Origin of the sequence: Kribbella polygonati (assembly GCF_050320105.1) — a bacterium.
Lineage (GTDB): Bacteria > Actinomycetota > Actinomycetes > Propionibacteriales > Kribbellaceae > Kribbella.
On record NZ_CP190129.1, the window covers coordinates 6,715,905 to 6,734,371 of the forward strand.

An 18,467-nucleotide genomic window follows, 5' to 3' on the forward strand; every position below is an offset into this window, starting at 1 on the left:
GTGACCAGGCTGATATACGAGACGCACTCGATCACGGTGGACAACGAGCGCGGGCACGCGACCGGGTGGTTGCCGGGGGAGCTGTCGGCGGAGGGGCGGCGGCTCGCGGAGGAGTTGGGTGAGCGGCGGCAGGACGTCGACGTGGTGTTCAGCTCGGATCTGCGCCGAGCGGTGGAGACTGTCGAGCTGGCGGGGCTGAGCGCGCCACATCTGCAGGACTGGCGGTTGCGGGAGTGCGACTACGGCGAGCTCAACGGAGGGCCGGTGGACGCGCTCGCCCCCAGGGTCGAGCGCGTCCGGAACCCGTTTCCGGGTGGTCAGTCGTACGCCGACGTCGTCGAGCTGACCCGTTCGTTCCTTGCGGATGTGAAGCAGTGGTACGACGCGGCAACCGTCCTCGTGGTTGCCCACTCCGCCAACCGGTGGGCGCTGGAGCACCTGCTGAGGAGCGGGCGACCGATGGAGGAACTGATCGAGGCGCCGTTCGACTGGCAGCCGGGCTGGACCTACGCGTTGTAGACGGTGTTGCTGCCGTAGAGCTTCTGGGTGAACGCGGACATGTACGACGACGTGTCCGACTCGGTCAGGTTGTACGTGAGGAACACGCCGTACCCTCCGCTGACCGTGCGCTGGGCGAGGCTTGCCGCGGTGGACGAGCTGGTCGCGGTGTACGAGACGGCGGCGGGGGAGACCCGGGCCTTCTCGCTCGGTGCGCTCGGGACCGACCAGCTGCCGTAGTACGGGTTCCAGCCGTAGTCGAAGGTCTCGACGATGCTCTGGCCGTTGTACGTCAGGCGGTCCGCGGCCGGGCCGATGTCGTACAGCGTGATCAGCTTGTTCGGCAGCTTCGCGCGGAGCGCCTGGACCAGGTACACGAACGAGAAGTCGTTCGGCTGGCCGGTGCCGTTGTTGCCGTACTCCGCGTACTCGTCGTCGAAGTCGATGCCGTCCAGGCCGTACTGGTTGACGGCGTCCGCGAGCTGTTGCGCGAACGCGTCCGCGGACGCCTGGTCCGGGAAGTTCGCGAAGCCGGCGCCCTGGTGGTTGCCGAGGATCGACAGCAGCACCTTGATGCCCTTCGCCTGCAGCGGGCGGACCTGGGTGGCGACGTTGTCGAGCACGCTCTGGACCTGCTGGTTGAACGACAGGTACGCCTTGGTGCCGTCGTAGTTGATGTTCGCGGCGAAGATGACCGCGATGTCGATCACCGGTGATCCGCCGTTCGCCAGCGTGTACTTGCCGGCGCTCAGCATGCTGTGGTCGTTGACCTCGATGTATGCGACGGTCACCGGTCCGGTCTTCGCGCGCGGGCGTCGCTTGCCGGCGGCATCGGCCGGGAGTGCGGCACCGGTCGCGGCCGCCGCGGTACCGGCGGCCAGGGCTGACAACAGGGTCCTTCGCTTCATGAGCTGATCGACTCCTCGTCAAGGTGGGCGGTATCGCTATATCGGTTAAGTTGCTCCCACCACCTGCCGGATTGGCGGTTCGGTCACAGGAGATAAACCGGTATAGCGTCACTGATCATCAATCCGTGATCACCGGCTGTCAAGACCCCGGGTTGATGACCGAGACTGGAGGTTGCGACCGGCCACCGACGGGAGTGACATGCGAGTGATCGGACTGATGTCCGGGACGTCGTACGACGCGATCGACGCCGCTGCCGCGGACCTGCGGCTGGACGGGGACCAGCTCGTACTGACACCGCTGGGGATGCTCAGCCAGCCGTACCCGGACGAGCTCCGCGCGGCGGTCGCGGCCGCGTTGCCGCCGGCGCCGACCACGATGGAGCAGGTCTGCACGCTCGACACCGGGATCGGGCAGGCGTTCGCGGCGGTCGCTCGGCAGGCGGTCGAGCAGCTCTGCGGCGGGTACGCGGACCTGATCGTGTCGCACGGGCAGACGATGTTCCACTGGGTCGACGACGGCGCGGTGCGCGGGACGCTGCAGCTCGGGCAGCCCGCCTGGATCGCGGAGGCCACCGGCGTACCGGTCGTGTCGGACCTGCGGGCGCGGGACGTCGCCGCGGGCGGTCAGGGGGCGCCGCTGGTCAGCATCATCGACGTACTGTGGCTGCGCGGGCGCCCCGGCGTACCGGTGGCACTGAACCTCGGCGGGATCGCGAACATCACGGTCGTGCACGGCGACCCGGTCGCGTTCGACACCGGCCCGGCGAACGCCCTGATCGACGCGGTCGTGACCGAGCTGACCGGGCGGCCGTTCGACGCGGACGGCGTGATGGCGGCCCGCGGGCAGGTACATCTCGAGCTGCTCGACCGGCTGCTGGCGGAGCCGTACTACGGACGCCCGGCGCCGAAGTCGACCGGCAAGGAGCTCTTCAACCTCGCGTACGTCGCCCACGCTCTCGAAGGACTGCCGGTCGTCCCGGCCGAGGACCTCGTCGCCACCGTGACCACACTGACCGCGCGGACCGTGGCCGACGCGGTCCGGCGGTACGGCGGGACCGAGGTGGTGGCGTCCGGCGGCGGGATCCGGAACCCGGTCCTGATGCATCTGCTCGCGGACGAGCTGGAGATTCCGGTCCGGACCACGGACGAGCTGGGGATGCCGTCGGCGGCGAAGGAGGCGTACGCGTTCGCCGTACTCGGGTTCCTGACCGTGCACGGGTTGGGCGGGACGGTGCCAAGTTGTACGGGCGCGCGGCACTCCAGCGTGCTCGGATCGGTGACTCCGGGACCGAGCGGGCTGCCGGCGATTTCGGGCGAAGCGCGGCCTCCTGTGCGGTTACTGGTGGAATGACCGCACACTAGGAACGTGACGAGGTTGTTCGTGGTGACCGGTGCGCCCGGTTCGGGAAAGTCGACGGTTGTGCCGGAGCTGGTCCGGCTCAACCCGGGCAATCTGGTCGTGATGGACATGGACGAGCTGCTGGACGACAACGGCCGGCTGCTCGGCATCTCGATCGCGAGTCCGACGGCGGCGCCGATCTGGCCGGCGTACAACGCGCTGTGGCTGCGGATCACCGAGCTGATCCGGCGCTCCGGGATCCCGGTGCTGCTGCTCACGCCGGGGTTGCCGTCCGAGCTGCCGGAGGGTCGGTGGCTGCATCTGGACTGCCCGGACGCCGTACGGCGGAAGCGGCTGGCGGCACGGGGGTGGCCCGCGGTGCAGATCGAGGAGGCGGTCGCGGACGCGGCCGAGCTGCGGAAGTACGTGCCGCGGTCGGTGCTGTCGGACGTGAACCCGGAGCGGTGCGCGAAGGGGATCCTGGACTGGATCCGCGGCGAGCGCTTCGGGAAGACCCTCAGCCTGTGGGGCCGGCTCCGGAGTTGACCTTCGAGTGGGTGCAGGGATGAGGGTCGTGCGTATGACGATCAGTGAGTTCGCACGGCTGGTGGGGCTGGCGCCGAGTGCGCTGCGGTTCTACGACGACTGCGGTCTGCTCCCACCCGCCGAGGTCGACGCGACCAACGGCTACCGCTACTACGACCCATCCCAGGCCGACCGCGCCCGCCTGCTCCGCGACCTCCGCGAGATCGACCTGCCGCTACCGGACGTCCGCCAAGCCCTGGACGCCGCGCCAGCCGAGGTCGCCGACCTGATCCGGGCCCACCTCCGCACCCTGGAAGCCAAGTCCACCGCCACCCAGGAAGCCGCCACCCGCCTCCTCACCCAGCTCCTCTCCCACCACACCACCGCCACCCTCGGCGGCGCCGAACTCTCCAGCGCCATCCGCCAGGTGACGCCGACTGCGGCCGCGGACGAAGACGGGGAGCTGGGGGTGGTGTTGAGCTGTGTACTGGTGGAGGTCTCGCCGGATGAGGTTGTGTTCGTGGCGACCGATCGGTACCGGCTCGCGGTGCGGAGCGTGCGGCCGGTGGAGTTCGGTGGGGTGAGTGGGCGGGCGCTGGTGCGGGCCGTCGACCTGGCCGCGGTGAGCAGGTGGGTCGCGGCGGGGGACGTCGTACGGATGGAGGTGGACGGCGGACTCACGCTGGTACGAGGGGACGAGTCGCGCGAGCTGGAGACCGTCGACGCGGAGTACCCGGCGTACCAGCAGATCCTGGACGGGCTGCCGTCGCCGGCCTGCCGGGTGGTGGTGGACCGCCTGCGGCTGCTCGACGTACTCGCGGGCCGCGAGATTGTTGCCTTTGACATCGACTCGGAAGTACTGCGGATCGGGGACGAGGTGCGGCTCGACGTGATCGGCACCGGTGCTGCGCGGATCGGGTTCACCGCGAGCCTGCTGACCGCGGCCCTGGAGGCGAGCGTCGGCCCCGACGTACTGCTGGAGATCGGCGACCCGTCCCGCCCAGTCGTCGTACGGTCGGCCGACCAGGGCACCTTCACCACGCTGGTGATGCCCGTCCGGCTGGACGGGTGAATCGCAGGTACTACGGCTGGCTGGCAGGATCCACGCTCTCGGCATTCGGCGACTCCGCCCTGTTCTTCGCGCTCGGCTGGGCGGCGACCGGCATCGGCCCGCGGGTCGCCGCGCTCGTCCTGACCGGGTTCACCCTGCCGCGCGCCGTACTGCTCCTGCTCGGCGGCGTCCTCGGCGACCGCCTCGGCCCGCGCCGCCTGCTGCTGATCTGCACCGCGATCGTCGGTGCGTGCTGCTTCCTGCTCGCGCTCGTCGTGGGAGTACGCGGCGTCTCGGCCGGCGTACTGCTGGCGACGTCGATCACGGTCGGCACCGTCGACGCGTTCGCCTTGCCCGCGTCCGGCGTACTGCCGCGACTCTTCGTACCGGACGATCAGTTGCCTCGGGCAATGGCTCTGCGGATGTCGGCCACCCAGGTGATCACGCTCGCCGGCGGACCGGTCAGCGGCCTGCTCGTCGCCACGGTGGGACTGGTCGGCGCGCTGATGCTGGACGGGGCGACGTTCGCCGTACTGTTCCTTGTTTTGCTGATCTTGAGACCGCCGTACGACGTACCTCCGCAGCCCGACCGCCCGTCCGCCGTACGGTCCGCGCTGGACGGACTGCGGGTGGCGATCGCGGATCCGGTGCTACGGATGATCCTCGGGGTGGTCGGGCTGGTCGCGGCCTTCGTCCTGCCGGTGACGTCGCTCTGCGTCCCGCTCCTCGCCCGCGCCCACGGCTGGACCGCCGGCCAAGCAGGATTCGTTGTCGCAGGCAACGTCTGCGGAAGCCTGCTGGTCACCGTCCTGGTGGCCCGCGTCGGCACCTTCTCCCGCGCGGGACTCGCGGGCGGCACCGGCTGCCTACTCGCCGCCGCAGGCATCTCAGCCCTCGCGCTTGCCCCCACGGTCCCCTCGCCGTCGCCGCAACCCTCCTCCAAGGCCTGGGCATAGGCCTCTTCACCTCCCACCTCGCGCCGGTCTTCGTCCGCAGTACGCCGAAGTCCCACCTCACCCGCCTGCAGTCCCTGCTGTCCCTCGTACAGACCGTCCCGCTGATCGCCTCCACCAACCTCCTCGCAACCCTCGACGTACACCACGCCCTCCCCCTCGCCGCCACCGCAACCGCCGCCGCCGGCCTCATGCTCCTGAGGCTCTGAAATCAATCCCGAACGTCGGGTACTCCGGCTGCGGACACGGCTCCCCGCGATACCCGAGCGCCTCGTAGAACGGCGCCGACCGCTCGTGATGCGCCTGCCACTCCAAATACCGCACCCGCGTCGAGGCCCACTCCACCACCGCCTCCATTAACGCCCGCCCGACGCCATTCCCGCGCCGCTCCGGCACGACGTACAGATCATGCAACCGCCCGTGATGGCGCGCCCCGCCCCGCAAATGCGTCCCGTAGTCCTGCACGGCCGCATACCCCATCAGCTCGCCATCGTCGTACCCCAACGCCACCCACCGCGGATCAGCCACCAACTCCGCGAAGAACCCCCGACTCTCCCCCTCCGAAAACGCAGTCCCAAACCCCCTCACCAAGGGCCAAAACCCGTCCCAGTCCTCCAACGTCACCACCCGAACGCCCATCCCCCCACCCTCCCAGCGCCTGGCCCGGAAGGCATCACGTTTCAGAGTATTGACAACATACTGTCGTTATGACAGTGTGTTGTCTATGGAGACGGCATATGTGGCGGTGTACGAGACGTTGGCGGACTGGGAGATCGGGCATCTGGTGGTCGAGTTGCGGACCGGGCGGTTTACCGGGGTGCCGTGGCGGGTGGTGACGGTGGGGGAGTCGGTCGAGGCGGTGGTCACGATGGGTGGGATGCGGGTGGTGCCGGATGTGACGATCGCGGACGTGGCGCCGGACGCGGGGGATGTGTTGGTGCTGGCCGGGTCGGGGCAGTGGGACAACGGGGGTGGGGAGGCGTTCGCGAAGTTGGCGGGGCGGTTCCTGGATGAGGGTGTGCCGGTGGCGGCGATCTGTGGTGCGACGGCGGGGCTGGCGCGGGCCGGGCTGCTGGACGGGCGGAAGCACACGAGTGCCGCGAAGGAGTACCTGCAGGCGACCGGGTACCAGGGTGCGGACGGGTACGTCGATGCCCGCGCGGTGATCGGCGGGGACCTGATCACGGCCGGGCCGGACTCGCCGGTGCAGTTCGCGCGGGCGGTGCTGGAGCGGCTCGGGCTGGCGGACGAGCGGAAGCTGGAGGCGTACGAGGGCGTGTTCCACCGTGCGGACCCGGCCGCCTACGCGACGCTGGTGGGATGACCCGCGAGGACGAGACGCCGCCGCGTGAGGAGTGGCCGACACCAGGCCCGCAGTCGGAAGGTGGTGCGGCGTTCACGGACGTCGTACTCGCCACCTTCCGGCTGAACGCGCGACTGATGGAGGCCGCGCAGGGTCTGGCCGCTCACGGTGGGCTCACCGCGGCGTGGTGGCAGGTGCTCGGCGGCGTACTGCGGGAGCCGCATTCGGTCGCCGATGTCGGCCGGATCATGGGCGTGAGCCGGCAGGGCGTGCAGCGGATCGCCGATCTGCTGGTGGAGCGTGGGCTGGCGGAGTACCGACCGAACCCGGCCCATCGGCGGGCGAAGCTGCTGGCCTGCACCGAGGCCGGGTACTACGCGATCCGGCAGATCGCGGTCGCGCAGCACCCGTGGACCTCGGAGGTGGCGGAGACCGTCGACCTCGACGATCTCCGGACCACGTTGCGGACGATGCAGGCGCTGATCACCAGGCTGGAACAAGCTTGACGGAGATGCTCGCGCCGTAGGTGTGGCGGGTGCTGAAGGTCAACCTGGTGCCCGTCGCGGTGCGGGTCACCTGCACTCCTTGGGCTGGGGCAGCCGGCTTGAGGTACTGCGCTTGCAGCGTCACGGTGATGGTGTCCCGCTGCGTCGTCGGGTCGGAGACGGCCAACTGCACGGTTGCTGCCTGACGACGGACGAGCACCGAGGCCGGACCGTCGACGGTCAACCCCGGGAGGTGGTGCAGGCCGGGGCCGAAGGAGTTGGCGGCGGTCAGGCGGAGGCCGTCGTGCTGGATCGCCTGGAGCCTGGTCGTGTTGGCGAGCAGGGTGAGACGGCCGTGCTGATACGAGTTCAGCGCCGATTCTGTTGCGTTGGGCACCAACGCGTAGGCGAGCGTGTGCTTGCGGCCGGCCGGTTGGGCGTAGGTCAAGCTGAAGACCTGCTTGGTGACCGCCGTGTCCGGGTTCGACGTACGCACGACCCGACGGCTCCGCGTCACCGTCTCCACCTGCGCCGAGACATCCGCCGCCTGCAGCAGGTAGTAGCCGACGGCAACCGTTCCGTCGGTGTACCGCAACCACCGCGACGACCGCGAGACGTTCACCGGCGCGGTGGCGGACGCGATGCGCGTGTCGAGCGTCGTGGTGACCGATCGGGTGTCGTCGCCGACCCCGGCAGCCAGTACGACGATCTCGTCGTCGAGGAGGAACCACGACTTGGTCGCGGACGCGTTCTTGTAGACCACGAAGTCCGCGGGCAGCGTGTCCCGCGACGCGTACGCGAAGTCGTCCGACTGCACCCATCCGGCCGCGCCGTACGCGTCGAGCGTCGCGCCACCGGAATACGTGTTCGTCCCTACCGGAAAGTACACGTAGGTGTTCTGCGACTCCGACGACGCGGTGAAACCCGCCGCCGCGTTGTCGTAGTACGCCGTCCCGTACAGCTCCGGCACCGACTTGCGCGTCTCGACCGGTGCGGTCACGCCGCCCAGTGCGTACGGCGACACCGTGGTGAAGTAGTCGATGCCGAACGCCTGCGTCTGGTCCTGCCCCGACAGGTACAGGTAGTGCGCGCCGTCGCCCTGGAACCAGGGCAGCAGGTTCTCCCCGCTCATGTACTCGTACTTGCTGATCCGCGACGAGTTCCGCGCCAGCGCGAACGCGTACCCCGGGCGGCGGTGCACGGTCCGGTCCATCGCGTTGAACGCCGTACTGAGCGCCGCCGGGTTGAGGTCGGTGGGCACGATCGACGCGTCCGCCTTGAGGTCCGCGAACCGCCCGACGCTGACCGGCGACACGAAGCTGTTCACGTTGATCGTCGGCCGCGCGGTGAACTTCGCGAACGCCTTCAGCCGGGCCGCGTCCGCGCCGGCGGCGTAGTCCGCGAGGTCCACGATCGCCTCCACGACGACCGCGACGTCGTCGTACCCGGTGCCGGTCCGGGAGACCGCGCGGCCCTTGACGATCTCCATCATCCAGCCCTCGAAGATCAGCGGCGCGAACCCGTGCTCGACCCACCCCTGCACCACGCCGACCAGGTCGTCGCTCTGCGCGTACGCCGTTCCCGCCAGCACCTTGATCGTCTGCACGACCCGACTGAGCAGGCCCTTCCCGTACGAACCCGTGTACGCGACCGACGCGTGCTGGATGAACGAGCCGTCCGCGTAGTACCCGTCCGTCACGCCGTGCCGCAGGTTGTACGGGTCGACGGTCGCGAACACCGTGAACTGGTCCTGCAGCGCCTTCCGGATCCGCGCGTCGTCGGTCAGCAACGCGCCCTGGAGCACCCGGTTCGCGGTGATGTCGACGAGGTTCGCGCCGGTGTGGAAACGCGAGTCGAGGTCGACGTCGCCGTCCTTCCCGTTCCGCAGGTACGCGTCCATCGAGGCGACGTACGTCGTGACCAGGTCGGCCGGCGCGTCGACGAGCGCGAGCGTCTTCGACACGAACGTCGAGATGCCGATCTCCCAGGTGAACCAGTTGCCGTAGTACCCCTTGGACTGGTCGCCGTAGTAGTTGTCGTGCAGCCAGACCAGGCCGTTCACGACCTTGTCGCGGACGGCCGCGGTCGCCAGGTCGGCCGCCGCGCCCGGGCGGCGGTAGGCGAGCGCGATCTCGTACAGGTGCTGGTACGACGAGCTCAGGTTCGGGTCGCTGGTCCCGAGCGGGAGGCCCGCGAACAACTCGCCGGTGCCGGCGCGGCCGAGGGCGGTCAGCCAGGTACGGGCGGTGCTGTCGATCGCGGCGACCTTCGCGGCGACCTCGGGGCGCGCGTTCGACTCCGCCGTACCGGCGTAGATTGCGATCATGTTCGCCAGCAGCACGTTCGGCTCGGCGGCCTGGGCCGTCGAGGCAGGCCGGACGGCGGTCAGCAGTGCGGTGGCGGGGACGAAGGACAGCAGGCGGCGACGGGTGAGCTCCACTGGTACTCCCGGGCGGAGGGGAAAACCTGACCCCGGGAGTCAATCAGTAGAAACTATCTTTCGGCAATCGCTTACCGGTCAGACTTTTCAGAGACCGCCGGCGCCGATCAGCTGCGGGTCGATCGACAGCACCTGGACCTGCTTGCCGGACTCCTTCGTCGGGATCACCAGCGCGACCTGGTGCAGGTAGTCCTGGTGCAGGCTCTGCGTGTACTTGACCATGCTGCTGAACGCGGTCGCCTCGCCGCTGGTCCAGTACGCGTTCGAGCCCGGCTCGACGCGCTGCAGGTACTGCTCGGTGATCGACAGGAACACCAGCGCGTCGCCGTTCGAGGTGATGAACGACAGCGGCGAACCGGACGGCAGGAACGCGTCGTTGACGCTCGCGATGTACGGCTCGGCGGTGTCGGAGGCCTTCGTCTTCGCGCGCAGGTCGAGCAGGCTCTGCAGGCTCGGCGAGGCCGCGAAGGACTTCGCCTCCGGGGCCTTCGCGCCGCCGGTCAGGTACGCCGCGAGGTCCTTCGCGACGGCGTCCGGCTGCGCGCGGAGGAGGTTCAGGTCGGCGGTGTCCGGCGTTCGCAGACCGTCCAGGGAGGGGACCGGGGTGGTCTTGGCCGGGTAGACCGAGTGCGTCAGCAGCCACGGGTCGCCCGCGCTCTGCCGCTGCCAGACGCCGAGCTGGCGGCTGCCCGGGGCGTTCGAGACGCCGGAGCTGACCACGAAGCGCATCGGGTACGACGCGAACTGCGGGGCGCCGATCTGCGGGTTCGTGTAGCTGAACGGCTTCGACACCTCCTTGCCCGCCGCGTCGAGCTTGCGGCCGATCGCGAAGCCCGCCTGGGTCTGCGCGAGCGTCGGGTTCCCCTCGATCGTCGCGGAGATCTTGCCGTCGCGGGTCCGGTTCGCCTGGTTGTTGAGCTGGTTGTACCGCTGGACCACGGCCTGCGCGTCGGCGAGCGTCACCGCCGGCCGGGCGTCCGGCACGGTCAGGCTGTTCTTCGGCGGCAACAACCCGCAACTCGTTGTCGTCAGCAACAACGCCCCGCTGGCCAGCAGCGCCGCGGTCCGCCGCACCGCCTCGTCGCTCTTCACGAACTCCGGCGACTCGGCCAGCGGAACAGTCTCCTCGGCCTCGGGTTCCGCGGGCTCCTCGTACCGGGCTCCGGCGCCGATCAGTACGGGCGCCTTCGCCCGCTGGACCGCGGCGGCCGACATGAACATCGGCGCCGTCCGCACCGCGACCGGTGTGGCGGGAACAGGCATCACGACCGGGGCTGGCTCGACCTGGGCGACTGCCGCGGCCTGCTCCTCGGCGACCACTGCGACCGGTTCCTCGGCGAATGCTGCGGCCGGCTCGTCGGCGACCGCGGCGGCCGGCTCCTCCTCCTGTTCCGGGAGGGGGGCGAAGGGGCTCACCCGGTCGGGGTGGAAGGGGGAGATGCGATACGCCGGGGCGAGTTGCTCGTCGTCGTACTCCGCCGGGGCGGTCGGCAGCTCGGCGGGAGCGGTCGCGGCCAGCGCCGGGATGCGGGTGTTGATGACCGGGATCTCCCGCGTGTCGGCGGCCTCGGCCCGCGCCGGGCGACGGCGCCGCAGCAGCGCGACGCCGAGAGCCAGCACCAGTACGCCGGCCCCGAGCACCAGCAGGCAGAGGCCGAACAGCCGGTGCACCTGGAGGCCGAACGTGACCTGCGCGCCGACGGCCGGCGTACCGTCCGCGTTCATCACGACGACGTCGTACCGCCCGTCCTGGACCGGCCAGCTGAGGGACTGGGTCCCGGTCGCGGACTGCGCGACCCACCAGTCCAGCTCGCCCGGCGGCGTCAGCTTGTTGGTGCGGCCACGCACCTCCTCGGTGCCGAACGCGGCCGGCAGCCCGAACCGCGTCACCTGCGTGTGCGCGCTGCCAGCCAGGTAGGAGCGGACGTCGAGATCCTGGGCGACGCCAACGAACAGCGGCTTGTCCCCGGACACGCTGACGTGCAGCGTCGGACCGTGCCGGTCGAGCAGCTCCGGCGAACTGACGACGGCGAGGCCCTTGGCGGCGAGCTCGCGGCTTGGGGTCGTGATCGTGTTGTCCGGGCCGACCAGCCAGAAGGCCGCGACGGCCCCGGCGACGGTGGCCACCAGGCCTGACAGTGCCAGCAGCAGGCCCAGGGTAATGCGGGCGAAACGCATGAAGAGGCTCCCGTTGGTACGACGAGCCCGGCCACGGACGGGTGCAGCCGGACGGCGGGATCGCGGTCCGGACCGCCTTCGGCAGGCCGAAAGCAGTATCCGAAACCTCACCCGTTGTCACTGACTAACTGATCCAACAAGGATCTGTTACGATCTCGGATATTAGCGAATGGCCATTCACAAACTCGGAGGCGCCGCGATGGCCCGGCCACGGCTGGTGAGTGACGACGTGATCCTCGACGCGACCCGGGAGGTGCTGGCCGAGCTGGGGCCGGTGAAGCTCACCCTCGCGGCGGTCGGGGCACGTGCCGGACTCGCCCCGCCGACCCTGCTGCAGCGGTTCGGGTCGAAGCGCGGACTGCTGCTCGCGTCCGCCGCGCGGTCCCCGCTGATGGTGCAGCGGCTCGCCGAGGCGGTGGCCGGCCGGAACAGCTCGCCGCTCGCCACCCTCCGGGACTTCGCGCTGTCCGCGGTCGCCCACATCGAGCACCGCGAGCAGCTCGGCAACGGCCTCGGATTCGTCCAGCTCGACGTCGCGGACCCGGAGTTCCGGCGGCACGCGCTGGCGCACTCGGCCGCGATCGTCGACAGCTGCGACCGGTTCTACCGGGCGGCGGTGGAAGCGGGCGAGTTGCGCGCGGACACCGACGTACCGGCGCTGGCGCGGCACACCCTTGTCTGTTTCAACGGCGCGCTCCAGGTCTGGGCGGTGAACGGCTGGGGCTCGCTGACCGAGTTCCTCGGCGAGCAGCTCGACCTGATGATCGCGCCCTATCTCATCCAGGAGTAGCAGTGTTCTTGCGGGTGGTGGTCTTCTATCTGGCCACGATGGTGTTCAGCGGGATCCTGAACGCGCTGCAGTCGGCGACCGGGCCGAGTCCCGACCTGATCCAGCTGGTGCAGTTCGCGCCGGCGCTCGGCGTGGGCGTGATGTTCCTGGCGTTCCGGCGTACGACGAGGGTCGACGTACGGTTCACGCCCGTGAGGGTCGCGGCCGGGCGGAGCGCGCTCGTGGTGGGCGTCGTGGTTGCGGCGATGCTGGTGTCGGTGCTGGTGCACGTGGTCGCGGGGCGGTCGTGGCGCGGCGGGAGCCTGCCGTTCCCGTTCTGGGTGCTGGTGCTGACGATGATCGTCGGCGCGGCGGGCGAGGAGCTCGGCTGGCGCGCGTACCTGCAGCCGTATCTGCAGACCCGGTTCTCGGTACTGCGTTCCTCGCTGATCGTCGGCGTGCTGTGGGGGTTCTGGCACATCGGCGGGTTCGCCAACGGTCTCGTCTACATGGGCCTGTTCGTGGTGATGGCGGTCGCGTTGTCCGTGGTGATGGGTGCGGTGCTGCAGGATGCCCGGCGTACCAACCTCGTGGTCGCGACGGCGGCGCACGCGGCGGTGAACCTCGGGCTGATCCTGCTCTTCGACGAGGAGGGCGGCGACGTGTTCTCGATGGGCGTGCTGGCCGCGGTCTGGACGGTCGCGGCAATCGTCCTAACGAAGGTACGACGCCCCGTTGAAGTCGAGGACCGCGCCGCTGGCCCAGTTCGCGTCGGCTGAGGCGAGCCAGTAGATCGCGTTCCCGACCTCCTCGGCGGTGGCGACCCGGTCGAACGGGCTCTGCGCCCGGATCGCGTCGCCACCGGGGCCGGCCAGGAACGACTCGGTCATGTCGGTGGCGATGAACCCGGGCGCGATTGACGTCACGGTGATGTCATGCGGCGCCAGCGACACCGCCAGGGACTGTCCGAGCGCGTGCAGCCCCGCCTTGGAGGCGCCGTACGCCGGGACGTCGGGCTCCCCGCGGTACGCGCCACGGGAGCCGACGTTGACGATCGCGCCCCGCCGGACGCCGTCGTCCGGGTCGACGTCGAGCATCTGCCGCGCCACGCACCAGGTCACGTGCGCGGCACCCTCCAGGTTGACGGCGAGCGTACGGCGCCAGGTCGCGACCCACTCGTCGTACGACGTCTCGGCCAGCGGGTGACCGACCCGCCGCGAGCCCGCGACCGGCTCGTCGACGAACATCGCCGCGTTGTTCACGAGTACGTCGATCCGCCCGAGCGCTGCGGCCGATTCCGCAACCAGGGCAGGGATCGCGGCCGGATCGCCGAGGTCCGCGGCGACCACCGCGTGCCCGTCGCCCGGGAGTTCCGCGCGGATCTCGTTCGCCCGGTCGACGGCGCCGCGGCAGTGCAGTACGACGCGGTCGCCGGCGGCCGCGAACGCCCGCGCCGCAGCCGCGCCGACACCTCTGGAAGCACCCGTGATCAGTACGCCTCTACCCATGGGCTCATTCTGCCCTGACGCCAGTTCGACGGCGTCATGACATCACGGGGGTTGACAGTGACGTCACCATGACGTCATGATTGCTGTCATGGAACTTGACCACTACCTCGAGTCGGTCCGGCGGAGCGTCGAGAACGCGACCGCCCTGGCCGACGAGCAAACCCGCTCCGTGGCACAGCGCCTCGGGGCCACGCTGGATGACGCGGGCCGCCTGGCCCTCATCTCAGCCCTGTCCGACGCCGCCGGGGAGATCAGCCGCGAGCTGTCCCCGGGCTCGGTCGAGCTCCGGATGGCCGGCGGCCGCCCGGAGTTCGTGGTCACGCCGGCGCCCAGCCAGCTGACCGGTCCGGACGAGACCGACGACCTCGAGGACGACGTCCAGGACGCGACTGCCGAGCAGTTCGTGCCGGACGCCGACGAGCCGACCGCGCGGATCACGCTGCGGCTGCCGATGTCGATCAAGAACAAGGTGGACGAAGCCGCCGACGCCGAGGGCATCTCCTCGAACGCGTGGCTGATGCGCACCGTGATGACCGAGCTGAGTGTCGGCCGCCGCGGCGGACCGCGCCCGCCCCGGCCGCCGCGCCCGCCGCGCGGACCGGTGTTCGGCCCCGAGGGCCCGCTGGGCCCGAACGGACCGCTCGGCCCCGACGGCGTCTTCGGCCCGAACGGCGTCTTCGGTCCGAACGGGCCGTTCGGCGACGAGGGCGTGTTCGGCGCGGACCGCGGGCGGGACCGCCGCCGGGACGACCGGGAACGCCGCCGCGAGGACAAGGACCGGCGGCGTGAGGACAAGGAACGGCGCCGCGGCGGCCACGGCCCGGGCCAGCGAGTGACGGGATGGGCCGAATGAGCGAGCACAGCGCGACTCAGCTGAACGACGACGAGAACGACCGGATCGACCGGATCCGGATCGAGATCGGCTCCGGACTGATCGAGCTCGGGCCCAACCCCGACGGCGAGGGCACCCTGGTCTCGATGGTGGTCGAGGGTGACGACGACGGCGTGATCTGCGAGGTCCGGGACGGCGAACTGATCATCGAGAGCCCGCGGAACGTCCGGCGCGGACCGGAGATCACGGTCCGGATCGCCACCTCCGCGGTGCTCGACGCCCGGGTGAAGACCGGGTCCGGCGACATCGTGTCCGACGTACCGCTCGGATCGGCGCGGCTCGCCACCGGGTCCGGCGACGTACGGCTCACGCAGGTCGAGAGCGAGCTCGGCGTCAACACCGGCAGCGGTGACGTCAAGGTGCAGAACGCCGTCGGGGCGGTCCGGGCCAGCACCGGCTCCGGCTCGATCGACATCGAGGAGGCCGGCGATGCGCTCGGTCTCAGCACCGGCTCCGGCGACGTCACGATCGGCGACGCCGCCGGTCCCACCTCCGTCAAGGTCGGCTCGGGGGACATCACCATCGAGCGGATCCGCGACCACTCGGTCGCCACCTCCGGTTCCGGCGACGTCAAGGTCGAGATCGCCGACGGACCGAGCGTCCAGGCCGAGACGGCCCGGGGCGACGTACAGATCGGGGTCCCGGACGGACTCCGGACATACCTGGACCTGAAGACCGTCACCGGCCGGATCCGGTGCGACCTCGAGCCCGGCGAGAAGCCGGCCGAGGGCGAGCGCGCCCTGATGCTGCGCGCCCGCACGGTGTCCGGCGACATCACCGTCGTCAAGGTCTGATCCAGCGCCCGGCACGTGTCGGACTGGACCGGCCGGGTTCGTTGTCTTGATGTAGGTCCCACCACTGGGGGCGGGACCTCGGTTCAGCACTGCCAAAAACAGCACGGGGACCATCCGAGGGGAGCACCATCATGATCACGGAACAGCAGGAAGTCGCCCGCTACCGCGTCGCCGAGCAGCTGCGCGCGGCCGAGGCCAGAGCACTGCAGCACGACCGGAAGCCGCGCACGAGCCCACGCGAAGGCCTGGCCGCCGCCCTGCGCCGCCTGGCCGACAAGCTGGAGCCCGCCTCCCGCCGCCTGACCGACCCCACCGCCCGCCCGGCCGACCCCCGGCCCCGCGCCACCGGCCTCTCCATCGTCCGATGACCGGCCCGGTACTACTCGCTCCGCGCCCGTCGGCGCCGGCCACGCCGGCCGCGCGGAGCACCTCAGGTGGGGCCGCGAGTGCCGCGGTGTACGCGCTGCTGGAGCGGTTGGGGCTGATCGGGGCGGGGTCCCGGGGGCGCGAGTAGCAGGAAACTGCAGGTTGATGCAACGCCTGTGGATAACTCCCGGGACCGACCCACGAACACTGCTAGCGTTCAGTCGATCATTCTCGGTCGACCTGGGAGAGAAACCAACGATGTTGCGTCCGATGGTGGCAACCACAGCTGTCACCGCAGCCCTGATCCTGCTCGCAGGCTGCGGCGGCGACAAGAAGTCCGACTCGGGCTCGAACAACAACAACAGCAACTCCACGACGTCCGCCTCGCCCACGGCCCCGAGCATCCCCACCTTCGACCCACCGAAGGCCTTCGCCATCGGCGCGGCGTACCCGGTCCTCAAGGACACCAACGACCTCACGGTGGTCGAGCACGCGGACGTGGCACTCGTCGGCCATGTGGCGGTGGCCAGTAACAAGAAGGCCCTCAACGGCCACGACGTCACCGATCCGAACAAGAGCTGGTCGCTCCAGGCGACCCCGGCGACGACCACGACGGTCAATGCCGTGCTCCCGCCGCGGGCGGTGAAGCTCGACGGCAAGGACGCCGCCGTCGTCATCTACTCCGAGACCGACAAGGGCAACGGCACCCAGAAGCCCCAGGGCCTCGTGGTGATCCGCTGGGTCGATGTGGCGACCGGCGAGGCGATCGCCGAGACGAAGACGAAGACCCTCGACGACAAGGGCGGCGCCGGGGGCGCGGTGTACGACATCGAAACCGGCCAGGTCGCCCTCGGGATCAACGGCCCGCCCGACTCGAACGGGTCGACGACCTCCGCCCTGTACGCCGACCCCGCGACGAAGAAGACCGCGATCGTGCCGGGGCTGGACCCGGCTGCCGTGCACAACGGCACGATCGCGGGCGCGACCTGGCCATCGTCCTACCGCGCGAACGATTCCATGCTGGCGCTCGCCGACGGCCCGAGCGGGAAGATCACGAAGAAGCTCGGACACCCGCAGACGTCGTACGACAAGATCGCCGGGACGGGCAAGCACGGCTACTTCTACGGCAAGACGTACGTCACTGCCAAGGACAAGTGGGACCTCGGGATCTATTCGGTCGACCTGTCGACCGGAGCGGTCGCGGTGACTCCGCTGCCGCCGTCGAACAGCAGTACCGACATCGCGGCGTGGTCGTGCCTCTGGGACGAGGCGAGCACGATCGCCTGCACGGGCAAGACGACGTACACCACCAACGGGACCGACACGATGCTCGGCTTCGACGACTCGACCGGTAAGAAGGCCTGGGGCTTCTCGAACGATTCCGGGAACCGGAACGTTCCGGACTTGACCGCGGCCTACCACGGCGTTCTCTACGCCCAGACCGAGGCGCAGAACGTCCTGCTCGACGCGAAGACCGGTGCGGACCTGCCGAGCCCGACGCCGTCCGGGAGCCCGAGCTCGAGCGACAGCCCGTCCGCCGGCAGCACGCCCTCGGACGGCAGCAGCCCGACGGCCGGCGACACGCCGTCCGACGGGTCGACGCCGGGCACCAACCCGAACAGCAATCTCGCGCTGTTCGACGGCAAGCTCAAGGCGCCGACGTCGGTGTCCCAGTACGGTGGCGTCTACAGCCAAGGGGACCCCAATAACGACTACGACAGCAGCAATGACCTCGATTCGGTCTGCGTCTTCCTGAAGGCGACCGCCTGATCCGACGAAAAGGGCCCCGGGAGATTTCCCGGGGCCCTTTTTCGTTGGTCAGATGTCGGTGCGGTGGAAGTTTTTGAAGGAGCGGGACGGGGTGGGGCCGCGTTGGCCCTGGTAGCGGGAGCCGTACTTGGAGGAGCCGTACGGGTGTTCCGCGGGGGAGGAGAGGCGGAAGAAGCAGAGCTGGCCGATCTTCATGCCGGGCCAGAGCTTGATCGGGAGGGTGGCGACGTTCGAGAGTTCGAGCGTGACGTGGCCGGAGAAGCCCGGGTCGATGAAGCCGGCGGTGGAGTGCGTGAGCAGGCCGAGGCGGCCGAGGGAGGACTTGCCCTCGAGGCGGGCGGCGACGTCGTCGGGGAGGGTGACCAGCTCGTACGTCGATCCCAGGACGAACTCACCGGGATGCAGGATGAACGGTTCCTCGCCGTCGGGCTCGACCAGCCGGGTCAGGTCCGGCTGTTCCTCGGACGGGTCGATATGCGGGTACCGGTGGTTCTCGAAGACCCGGAAGAACCGGTCCAGCCGTACGTCGACACTCGACGGTTGCACCATCGCGGCGTCGAACGGGTCCAGCTGGACCCGTTTCGCGTCGAGCTCGGACAGGATGTCACGGTCGGAGAGCAGCACGCTCGCACGTTAGCAGCGTGCTGCCCATCCGCACAGCTCGCGTCGGCCCTTCCGGTGGTGGAGC

20 protein-coding genes are annotated in these 18,467 nt (G+C 70.0%); 14 read left to right on the forward strand and 6 right to left on the reverse strand.

Translation table 11 applies throughout. The features are described from left to right. Nucleotides 1–519, forward strand: coding sequence for a histidine phosphatase family protein (locus tag ACQHIV_RS31990; RefSeq protein WP_427887583.1), 519 nt, complete (start codon nt 1–3; stop codon nt 517–519). Here ACQHIV_RS31990 and ACQHIV_RS31995 read toward each other — a convergent pair. Further along, a complete protein-coding gene (locus ACQHIV_RS31995) occupies nt 507–1,406 on the reverse strand; it encodes an endo-beta-N-acetylglucosaminidase H (protein WP_427887584.1) in 900 nt (299 codons plus the stop codon). The two genes, ACQHIV_RS31990 and ACQHIV_RS31995, sit on opposite strands and share 13 nt — an antisense overlap. Before the next feature lie 199 nt (nt 1,407–1,605). Between ACQHIV_RS31995 and ACQHIV_RS32000 the strand changes: the two genes are divergently transcribed. From ACQHIV_RS32000 to ACQHIV_RS32015, 4 genes are read left to right on the forward strand one after another with little or no spacing between them, the layout of a single operon-like run. Further along, on the forward strand, nt 1,606–2,757 hold the full coding sequence (locus ACQHIV_RS32000; protein ID WP_427887585.1) for an anhydro-N-acetylmuramic acid kinase: 1,152 nt from the start codon (nt 1,606–1,608) through the stop codon (nt 2,755–2,757). A gap of 15 nt (nt 2,758–2,772) precedes the next feature. After that, entirely contained in the window at nt 2,773–3,291 is a 519-nt protein-coding gene (locus ACQHIV_RS32005) for an AAA family ATPase (RefSeq protein ID WP_427887586.1), read from the forward strand. Between the two features lie 34 nt (nt 3,292–3,325). Beyond that, complete coding sequence (locus ACQHIV_RS32010; RefSeq protein WP_427887587.1) at nt 3,326–4,342, forward strand: MerR family transcriptional regulator; 1,017 nt, start codon at nt 3,326–3,328, stop codon at nt 4,340–4,342. Further along, complete coding sequence (locus ACQHIV_RS32015) at nt 4,339–5,277, forward strand: MFS transporter (RefSeq protein ID WP_427887588.1); 939 nt, start codon at nt 4,339–4,341, stop codon at nt 5,275–5,277. The genes ACQHIV_RS32010 and ACQHIV_RS32015 overlap by 4 nt, the downstream gene beginning before the upstream one ends. Before the next feature lie 186 nt (nt 5,278–5,463). On the opposite strand, the gene ACQHIV_RS32020 is transcribed toward ACQHIV_RS32015, so the two are convergent. After that, nucleotides 5,464–5,913: an N-acetyltransferase family protein gene (locus tag ACQHIV_RS32020; RefSeq protein ID WP_427887589.1), complete on the reverse strand. Its 450-nt coding sequence runs from the start codon at nt 5,911–5,913 to the stop codon at nt 5,464–5,466. 85 nt (nt 5,914–5,998) lie between these two features. Between ACQHIV_RS32020 and ACQHIV_RS32025 the strand changes: the two genes are divergently transcribed. After that, entirely contained in the window at nt 5,999–6,598 is a 600-nt protein-coding gene (locus ACQHIV_RS32025; RefSeq protein WP_427887590.1) for a DJ-1/PfpI family protein, read from the forward strand. Further along, on the forward strand, nt 6,595–7,083 hold the full coding sequence (locus tag ACQHIV_RS32030; protein WP_427887591.1) for a MarR family winged helix-turn-helix transcriptional regulator: 489 nt from the start codon (nt 6,595–6,597) through the stop codon (nt 7,081–7,083). Before ACQHIV_RS32025 ends, ACQHIV_RS32030 begins: the two co-directional genes overlap by 4 nt. Here ACQHIV_RS32030 and ACQHIV_RS32035 read toward each other — a convergent pair. Both ACQHIV_RS32035 and ACQHIV_RS32040 read right to left on the reverse strand, forming a co-directional pair. Then, nucleotides 7,061–9,502, reverse strand: a complete 2,442-nt coding sequence (locus tag ACQHIV_RS32035) for a polysaccharide lyase family 8 super-sandwich domain-containing protein (RefSeq protein WP_427887592.1) — start codon at nt 9,500–9,502, stop codon at nt 7,061–7,063. The genes ACQHIV_RS32030 and ACQHIV_RS32035 overlap by 23 nt on opposite strands. 87 nt (nt 9,503–9,589) lie before the next feature. Further along, complete coding sequence (locus tag ACQHIV_RS32040) at nt 9,590–11,680, reverse strand: hypothetical protein (RefSeq protein WP_427887593.1); 2,091 nt, start codon at nt 11,678–11,680, stop codon at nt 9,590–9,592. Nucleotides 11,681–11,879: 199 nt separating this feature from the next. Here ACQHIV_RS32040 and ACQHIV_RS32045 point away from each other — a divergent pair, with 199 nt between their 5' ends. Next, nucleotides 11,880–12,470 carry a TetR/AcrR family transcriptional regulator gene (locus tag ACQHIV_RS32045; RefSeq protein WP_427887594.1) on the forward strand — a complete coding sequence of 197 codons (591 nt, stop codon included), beginning with the start codon at nt 11,880–11,882 and terminating at the stop codon, nt 12,468–12,470. A gap of 2 nt (nt 12,471–12,472) precedes the next feature. After that, complete coding sequence (locus ACQHIV_RS32050; RefSeq protein ID WP_427887595.1) at nt 12,473–13,228, forward strand: CPBP family intramembrane glutamic endopeptidase; 756 nt, start codon at nt 12,473–12,475, stop codon at nt 13,226–13,228. On the opposite strand, the gene ACQHIV_RS32055 is transcribed toward ACQHIV_RS32050, so the two are convergent. Next, on the reverse strand, nt 13,163–13,957 hold the full coding sequence (locus ACQHIV_RS32055) for an SDR family NAD(P)-dependent oxidoreductase (protein ID WP_427887596.1): 795 nt from the start codon (nt 13,955–13,957) through the stop codon (nt 13,163–13,165). The genes ACQHIV_RS32050 and ACQHIV_RS32055 overlap by 66 nt on opposite strands. Nucleotides 13,958–14,045: 88 nt before the next feature. On the opposite strand from ACQHIV_RS32055, the gene ACQHIV_RS32060 reads away from it, so the two are divergent. From ACQHIV_RS32060 to ACQHIV_RS32080, 5 genes are all read left to right on the forward strand, one after another. Further along, entirely contained in the window at nt 14,046–14,810 is a 765-nt protein-coding gene (locus ACQHIV_RS32060; RefSeq protein ID WP_427887597.1) for a hypothetical protein, read from the forward strand. Beyond that, on the forward strand, nt 14,807–15,643 hold the full coding sequence (locus ACQHIV_RS32065) for a DUF4097 family beta strand repeat-containing protein (RefSeq protein WP_427887598.1): 837 nt from the start codon (nt 14,807–14,809) through the stop codon (nt 15,641–15,643). The genes ACQHIV_RS32060 and ACQHIV_RS32065 overlap by 4 nt, the downstream gene beginning before the upstream one ends. Before the next feature lie 131 nt (nt 15,644–15,774). Beyond that, on the forward strand, nt 15,775–16,011 hold the full coding sequence (locus ACQHIV_RS32070) for a hypothetical protein (protein ID WP_427887599.1): 237 nt from the start codon (nt 15,775–15,777) through the stop codon (nt 16,009–16,011). After that, a complete protein-coding gene (locus ACQHIV_RS32075) occupies nt 16,008–16,157 on the forward strand; it encodes a hypothetical protein (RefSeq protein ID WP_427887600.1) in 150 nt (49 codons plus the stop codon). Before ACQHIV_RS32070 ends, ACQHIV_RS32075 begins: the two co-directional genes overlap by 4 nt. A 122-nt stretch (nt 16,158–16,279) precedes the next feature. Further along, nucleotides 16,280–17,779, forward strand: coding sequence for a hypothetical protein (locus tag ACQHIV_RS32080; RefSeq protein WP_427887601.1), 1,500 nt, complete (start codon nt 16,280–16,282; stop codon nt 17,777–17,779). A 48-nt stretch (nt 17,780–17,827) separates the two neighbouring features. Here ACQHIV_RS32080 and dcd read toward each other — a convergent pair whose 3' ends face one another. Beyond that, nucleotides 17,828–18,403 (reverse strand): dCTP deaminase, encoded by a 576-nt coding sequence (gene dcd, locus ACQHIV_RS32085; RefSeq protein ID WP_427887602.1) that lies wholly within the window; start codon nt 18,401–18,403, stop codon nt 17,828–17,830. Nucleotides 18,404–18,467 lie beyond the last annotated feature (64 nt).